Origin of the sequence: Promineifilum sp. (SeqCode) (assembly GCF_041918635.1) — a bacterium.
Lineage (GTDB): Bacteria > Chloroflexota > Anaerolineae > Promineifilales > Promineifilaceae > Promineifilum.
In genome coordinates this window covers 1-6,617 of the sequence record NZ_JAYRVJ010000088.1, presented here as the reverse complement: position 1 = coordinate 6,617, position 6,617 = coordinate 1, and the positions used below count along the sequence as shown (strand labels likewise).

6 protein-coding genes are annotated in these 6,617 nt (G+C 66.4%); 1 reads left to right on the top strand and 5 read right to left on the bottom strand.

Annotation, left to right across the window (positions count from 1 at the left end):
• The 3 genes from ACE3UY_RS02905 to ACE3UY_RS02895 all read right to left on the bottom strand — a co-directional run.
• Nucleotides 1-639: lysophospholipid acyltransferase family protein (locus tag ACE3UY_RS02905; RefSeq protein ID WP_374686051.1), on the bottom strand; the 639-nt coding region annotated here is incomplete at its 3' end.
• A gap of 125 nt (nucleotides 640-764) precedes the next feature.
• Nucleotides 765-3,206: a penicillin acylase family protein gene (locus ACE3UY_RS02900; RefSeq protein ID WP_374686050.1), complete on the bottom strand. Its 2,442-nt coding sequence runs from the start codon at nucleotides 3,204-3,206 to the stop codon at nucleotides 765-767.
• Nucleotides 3,184-4,080: a class I SAM-dependent methyltransferase gene (locus tag ACE3UY_RS02895; RefSeq protein ID WP_374686049.1), complete on the bottom strand. Its 897-nt coding sequence runs from the start codon at nucleotides 4,078-4,080 to the stop codon at nucleotides 3,184-3,186. The genes ACE3UY_RS02900 and ACE3UY_RS02895 overlap by 23 nt, the downstream gene beginning before the upstream one ends.
• 219 nt (nucleotides 4,081-4,299) lie before the next feature.
• Between ACE3UY_RS02895 and ACE3UY_RS02890 the strand changes: the two genes are divergently transcribed.
• Nucleotides 4,300-5,508: an NYN domain-containing protein gene (locus tag ACE3UY_RS02890; RefSeq protein WP_374686048.1), complete on the top strand. Its 1,209-nt coding sequence runs from the start codon at nucleotides 4,300-4,302 to the stop codon at nucleotides 5,506-5,508.
• 100 nt (nucleotides 5,509-5,608) lie between these two features.
• Here ACE3UY_RS02890 and ACE3UY_RS02885 read toward each other — a convergent pair whose 3' ends face one another.
• On the bottom strand, nucleotides 5,609-6,061 hold the full coding sequence (locus ACE3UY_RS02885) for a pyridoxamine 5'-phosphate oxidase family protein (protein WP_374686047.1): 453 nt from the start codon (nucleotides 6,059-6,061) through the stop codon (nucleotides 5,609-5,611).
• Nucleotides 6,051-6,617 (bottom strand): UbiX family flavin prenyltransferase (locus ACE3UY_RS02880; RefSeq protein ID WP_374686046.1); only part of this gene is annotated, 567 nt, incomplete at its 5' end. The genes ACE3UY_RS02885 and ACE3UY_RS02880, both read right to left, overlap by 11 nt.

Below are 6,617 nucleotides of genomic sequence, written 5' to 3'. Positions count from 1 at the left end.
GGCGTAGACGCCGCGGTGGTCGGGCGGCAGCAGGGCGGCGATCTGGCACATGATCTCGTCCGTCTGCTCTTGCAGCCACTCGTCGCGGTCGCGCCGGGGCAGCGGCGGCAGGCAGTAGGGCTGCCCGACGCGAATCGTGATGTCCAGCCGGCGCAAGCGCTTCAGCCGCTGCTTGACCACGCGATCCTCGGTGCCAACAATGCCGATGGGGATGATGGGCAGGCCGGTCTTGGCCGCCAGATAGGCCGCGCCGGGCCGGCCGGGCAGTAGCGCCTCGGTCGGGCTGCGCGTGCCCTCCGGGGCCACGGCCAGCACCTCGCCGTTCTGCAGCCGCTTCAGCACCACCCGCAACGCGCCGAAGTCGGCGTCGAAGCGGTTGATCCAAATGGCATCCACCTTCTCGGCCACGTAGCGCCAGAAAGCGTAGGCCTTGTACTTCTCGGCCAGGATAAGGATGATGTCGTCCCGGTCGGCCAGCAGGATGACCAGGAACGCCTCCAGCCGGCCGACGTGATTGGCGGTGATGATGAAGCCGCCGGTCTGATAATCGATATTGCCGATGATCTCGATCCGGGCGATGACGCGCAGGATGAAGCGGGCGATGGCGCGCATGAGACGCAGGAAGGTGTGTTTGCTCATTGGAGGGCTATTCTAAACCAAGGTGGGGGAAATCTCACGCAAAGAGCGCAAAGGAGGCAAAGAACGCCAAGCAAGAACATATCTTTTTTGCGTTCTTTGCTCCTTTGCGCCCTTTGCGTGAGCTCTTACGATGGCTCCAACCACCACGTCCCCCGGCTGGCGGCGACGACCCGCTCGCGTGAGTAGAGCAGCGGGAAGTACTCTCCGGCGCGCCACTCGGCGATGCGATCCTGGTAGTGCGGGCTGGCCGGGTGGCCTGACTGGCCGCCGGGCAGCGCTCCCAGGCAGTCATCCCACGCGCCCACGTCCATGATCAGCCGGCAACTGGCGATGATCGTCGCCGGGTCGGGCGGGAAGTGGGGTGTCAGATCGCTCTGGTTGATGGTGTAGCCGTCGCCGGCGGCGGGGATGGTCACTGGCTTCCACAGGCGGCCGATGCCCGGCAGCCGCGTCATCTCGTGCTGGAACGAGACGCGGTGGACGCGCCCCCAGACCCAGCCCGCTGGATCACGCCCCAGTTCGCGCCGCAGCGCGTCCAGCGTCTCGCGCAACGCCGGCAACAGCAGCGGTCGCACGTCGCCGACCCACTCCGGCAACCCATCGCCGCCGCCTGAGCCTTCCAGCCACCACAGCGCCAGCTCGTAGGCGATCTCGTAGAACGGCATGAAGGGAAAGCCGATCTGCTCCCCTTTGGCCAGCAGCGTCTCGGCTCGCTCCTGGCCGACCGCCTGGGCCACAGCGGCGCGGGTGAAGTGCACCAGCCAGCCGAAGTAGAGCGTGGCCGGTACGCTGTCCTCGGCCATGTCGTCATCCCAGGCTGCCAGTTGTTCCAGCGCGTTACGCAGGGGAGGCTCGTCCGGCGCGGCTATGGCCGGCAGTGCGGCGGCCAGGAAGCGCCGGGCCATCAGAGAGACTGACTCGTTCTGGATGCGCCGGTGGTCGTCCAGCGTCAGCGCCGGCCGCTCGGCCAGCAGTTCGCGGATGCGGCGCACGCGGTAGTCGGACAGCCACTCGCCGGTCAGCAGGTAGGGGTAGTTGTCGCCGGCGATGCAGTTGTTGGCCGTCGCCACGTACCCCTCCGGTGGATTGACATAAAGTGGAAGTTCCTCGAACGGGATAAAGCCGTCCCACTCGAAGTCATCCACCCAACCGGGCGCGGGCGTCAGGCCATCCCCCTTGCGCCGCCGGGGCACGCGGCCGGGCATCATGTAGGCGATCAGCCCGCTCGTGTCGGCGTAGACCACGTTCTGGCTGGGGAACGACCAGTGGCGCAGCGCCTCGTGGAAGGACGGCCAATCCGTCGCCCGGTTGGTGGCCAGCACGGCCCGCAGATGGCTGCCGGGTTGGAACATCGTCCAGTTGTAGGACAGATCGGCGTGGTGGCCGGGCAAGATGTCGGAGAAGACCGGGCCGTGGCGCGTCGTACGCAAGGTCAACTGGATACTGCGCGCGCCGCGGACGCGGATCGTTTCCTCCCTGACGTCAGCGACCACCCATTGGCCGTTCACCTCGTAGCGCGTCGGGTCATCGGGGGCAAAGCGCTCCACGTAGACATCCTGCACGTCAGGGAAAGCGTTGGTGATGCCCCAGGCGCAATGGGCGTTGTGGCCGATGATGATACCGGGTACGCCGGGCAGCGTGAAGCCGGCCACGTCGTAGGGGCCGCCCACCAGGTGGCAGGCGTACCAGATGGTCGGGAAGACGGGCGGCAGATGGGGATCGTTGGCCAGATGCGGCCGGCCGCTGGTCGTGCGCGCGCCGCTGACGACCCAGTTATTGCTTCCCAGCCCCTGGCCCACTAATGGCACGCCGACCGGCCCGCAGGCGATGGTCTCGTGGAACGCGCTCAGCAGCCCTTCGGCCAGCCGGCGGCCGACGCGCTCATCGGGCAGTGTCGTGGCGTAGTCGTCGCCGTAGACGGGCGTCAGGTCGGCCGCCCGCTCCGGCCCCAACGCCTCCAGCAGCCAGGCGCGCAGCAACTCCGTCTCCCAATTGCACGACAACCCCCAGGCCAGCACTGTTCCCCAGGCGCTCGTCGCCAGCGCGTCCCATGGCTCCGGGCGGGTCGCCAGCAGCTTGAACTCGGCCGGCAGCGGCTGGGTGGCGACGAAGGCGTTGACGCCGGCGGCGTAGGCGTCGATGGCGGCCCGCGTCGTCTCGTCGCCGTCGTCCACCTGGGCCTGGGCAGCGCGCGGCCAGGCCAGATAACGAGCGAACTTGTCGAACGGCACGCCCAGCGGCCCGGTAAGCTCCGCCAGTCGCCCCAGCCCCAGCCGCCGGTTCAAGTCCATCTGAAACAGCCGGTCCTGCGCCTGGGTGTAGCCCTGGCCGAAGAACAGGTCGTGCTCGTCGGCGGCGTAGATGTGGGGCACGCCCCATTCGTCGCGGATGATCTCCACTGGCGCGCGCAGGCCGTCGAGCGTGACGCGCCCGCTAGGCCGGGGCACGGGGCGGCGCATGAGACGGCGCAGCGCTACGGTCGCGCCCAGCGTTCCGGCGGCCAGCGTTACCGGCAGGGCCAGCCACTTGTTGAGCGAGGGGCGATCAAACGGGTTCCTTGAAGTCATACAACCCATCCTCGACGCGCCAGCGGCGGCCGCAAGCCGGGTTGGCGCAGACCAGCAGCCCATCCACCGGCTGCCCTAGCGTCAGGTGGCAGGTCGGGCAGGCGAAAAACGCGCCGGGCAGCGGGAGCGCGGTCGGTCGGGCAAGCCGGCTGCGGACGAAGACGCTGGGCGTCAGCTGCCAGCGCGCCCCGGTGCGCTGGATGGCGCTGTCAGCGGCGACCAACAGCGACGTGGGCGTGATGCGCTTCAGGGGCGCGAAGCGAAAGTGCGAGGTGGTCAGCATCTCCTCCGGCGCGAAGCCGGCCAGGGCCAACTGCTCGCGGATCCAGCGGGGATGGAAGTCGAAGTTAAGCTCGACGAATTCGACCGGCCGCTCGTCAAATGGCGACCACGCTTGCCGGCGCAGCCAGTAGCGCAGCATGGCCTTCAGGTTGTGCTTGCTGGCGAACTCCAGGATGTAGGCAGCGTCGGGCCGGGCCACGCGGGCCAATTCGCGAAAGAGCGCCGGCGCGTCGGCGGCGTGGTGGAGGGTGCGCACCTGCACCAGCGTGGCGAACAGCCCATCGGCGAAGGGCATGTGGTACCAGTTGCCGGCGACGTAGGTGAAGCGGGGGTCGTCGCGCAGGTGCGCCTGGGCCTCGCGCAGCAGCGAGCGGGAGTAGTCAAAGAGGACGACGCGCTCGTAGCCGCCATACTCGTCGGCCAGGCGACCAAAACCCGCGCCGATGTCGAGTAGTGTCGCGCCCGCTGGCGGCATCAGGCGGCGCAGGGCGACGCGCTCGACCTGGTCTTCATAGTCGCGCCCCTGATTTTGCCAGAAGCGCGCGCGGTAGTCGGAGCCTTCGTAGTCACAAATAGGGGTGGGATCGGACATCTAGCGCATGGTAGCAGGTTCGGTGAGACACGCCAATTGTTTCACGGGAAACAACACCGCCATATTATGTTCCACGGGAAACAATCCCAGACATACCCAACGCGCTTTGTCATTGCGAGTTCACTCAAATCCGCTAGAATCGAAGGCCATCTACATGTTCGACCGTACTGATATTCTGCCATCCGCGTGCCTCTTCGCGGCCACACGGGGGATAGATTCATGGCCCATGACGTCGCCGTTTTCCTAGACTTGGACAATTTGGTGATTGGCGCCCGCGACGCCAATCTGAACTTCGACGTCGGCCTCATCGTCGACGCTGTGAAGCAGCGCACCGGCGGGCGCGTTGTCCTGCGCCGCGCCTACTCCGGCAATCTGCGGCAGGATCAAAAGCTGATGAAGGATCTCGCTACAGCCGGCTTCACCATGCAGGCCGCCGTGCCCCTGAATAACTTCGGCAAGAACCTCATCGACATGTACATGGTCGTCGATACGATGGATACCCTCGTCGACGGCCAGGAGTACAGCACCTACGTCCTCATCACCGGCGACCGCGACTTCCTGCCCCTCATCCACGCTTTGCGCCGCCGCGGCAAGCATGTCATCGGCATCGGGCTGAAGCACACCACCAGCGAGAGCCTGATGAGCCTGTGCGACGAGTACGTCTACTACGAAGACCTGCTGCCCGCGCCGCCGCTGACCGAGCCGGAGGCGGAGACGTTGCTGGCCAAGGCGGTGGACAGCCTGCTCGCCAACGATGAGCGCGTGCGCGCCAGCGTGGTCAAGGAACGCATGATTGAGTTAAGCGGCGGGCAGTTCGGCCGCTTCCAGTATTCAGACACTTCCTTCAGCAAGTTCCTGGCCCGCCATGCCAAGCGCATCACGCTGGAGAAGGACGGCACGACGACCTACATCCGCCGCACGCCCGGTCAGCCCGCCGGCCCCGAGCTTCACCGGCGCTACCGCAGCGCCCTGAAGAAGCAAAAGCTGCGCGTGGTCCCGCCGCGCCTGCGCCTGATCGTCATCAAAGAGATCATCGAGGAGTTGCAGAAGGAAGATAATATCGAATGGCGCGAGCTGGTCGACCGGCTGGCAGTGCGCCACCCGGCCGAGGTGGAGGGCGAGGCGTCGCGCAACATGATCAATGCCATGCTCGTCCTGGCCCGGCGCGCCGGCGTCATTCGCACGCTGAAGGGCAAGACATTGGCGACCGCGCCGGTGCTGCTGGCCGTCGAGGGGGACAAGATGTTTCAGGAGAGCGTTGTCCGCTGCGACATGACCTACCTCGACGCTATCCGCGCCCTGACCGAACCGTTCGATCTGCAGGAAGCCGCCCTGGCTATCTACGAGCAGGTCAGCTACGTCCCCTATCTGCGCCAACTGCTGACCCGCCTGGACGACGCCCGGATTGACGCACCCGCGGCGGGCTGAAGAAAAGAAACGGCTACGGATTTTGACGGAAGAAACGGATTTATGAATCCGTCTTTTCCTTCAAAATCAGTAGCCATTCTTCTTCTCAATCAGGCTAGACCTACAACTCCGTGATCTCGTCCCGGTAGCCGAAGCCGCGGCTGTTGTCGATGAGGTAGAGCCGTTCCGGCGTCAGGCAGTACCAGTTCACGCGCGCCAGCGCGGCGGTAATGGAGGGAGCGGCCTCCGCCAGAAAAGGGTACTTCGCCCGATAGCGGTCGATGGCCGCCTCGCGCTCCACGCCGGCCAGTTGGTAGACGGTTCCCTCTAGCTGGATGCCACGGATGGCCGGCCAGTCGGCATAATCCTCCTGGATGGTCGCGGCTACCCGCGGCGACGCGGCGAAGTTCTGGGCGTGGCGCGTGTGGCCGGCCGATAGGAAGTAGAGCCGGAAGCCCTCGTCGGCGTAGAACACCGCCGCCGCCCACAACCCCAGCGGGCCGTGCGTCGCCAGCGTCATGACGTGGTGGCCGGCCACGTAGGCCAGCGCCCGCTGGCGCGCCTCAGCGCTCATGCGCCTCGCGCCCGCCCGCCCAGCGCCGGAACAAGTCTTCCGGCAACGTTATGTCTACCAGATCGAGTACCCGGTTGACCGTCTGGTTGATGATGTCATCAACCGTTTGCGGCCGGTGGTAGAAGGCGGGCATCGGCGGTACGATGAACGCCCCCAATTCGGCCGCCAGCGCCATCGCCCGCAGGTGACCGAGGTGCAGCGGTGTTTCGCGCGGGCAGAGGATGAGCGTGCGGCGCTCCTTCAGCACCACGTCGGCCGCGCGCGACAGCAGGTTGTCGCTGAACGAGTAGGCGATGCTCGACAGCGTCTTCATCGAGCAGGGCAGAACGATCATCCCATCGGTGCGGAAGGAGCCGGAGGAGATGGCCGCGGCGATGTCCTTGTGGCGGTAGTCCACTGTCGCGAGCGCGCGCACTTCCTCGGGCGTGTAATCCGTCTCCAGAGGGATGGTCGTCGCCGCGGCTGCGCTCATCACCAGATGCGTCTCCACCTCCGGCAGCGCCTGCAACACCTCCAGCAGCCGGATACCATAGATGACGCCGCTCGCCCCCGACAG

Excerpts from the sequence above, each read along its gene's own strand:
- ACE3UY_RS02900 (WP_374686050.1), bottom strand. The coding sequence starts at position 3,206 with ATGACTTCAAGGAACCCGTTTGATCGCCCCTCGCTCAACAAGTGGCTG.
- ACE3UY_RS02895 (WP_374686049.1), bottom strand. The coding sequence starts at position 4,080 with ATGTCCGATCCCACCCCTATTTGTGACTACGAAGGCTCCGACTACCGC.
- ACE3UY_RS02890 (WP_374686048.1), top strand. The coding sequence starts at position 4,300 with ATGGCCCATGACGTCGCCGTTTTCCTAGACTTGGACAATTTGGTGATT.
- ACE3UY_RS02885 (WP_374686047.1), bottom strand. The coding sequence starts at position 6,061 with ATGAGCGCTGAGGCGCGCCAGCGGGCGCTGGCCTACGTGGCCGGCCAC.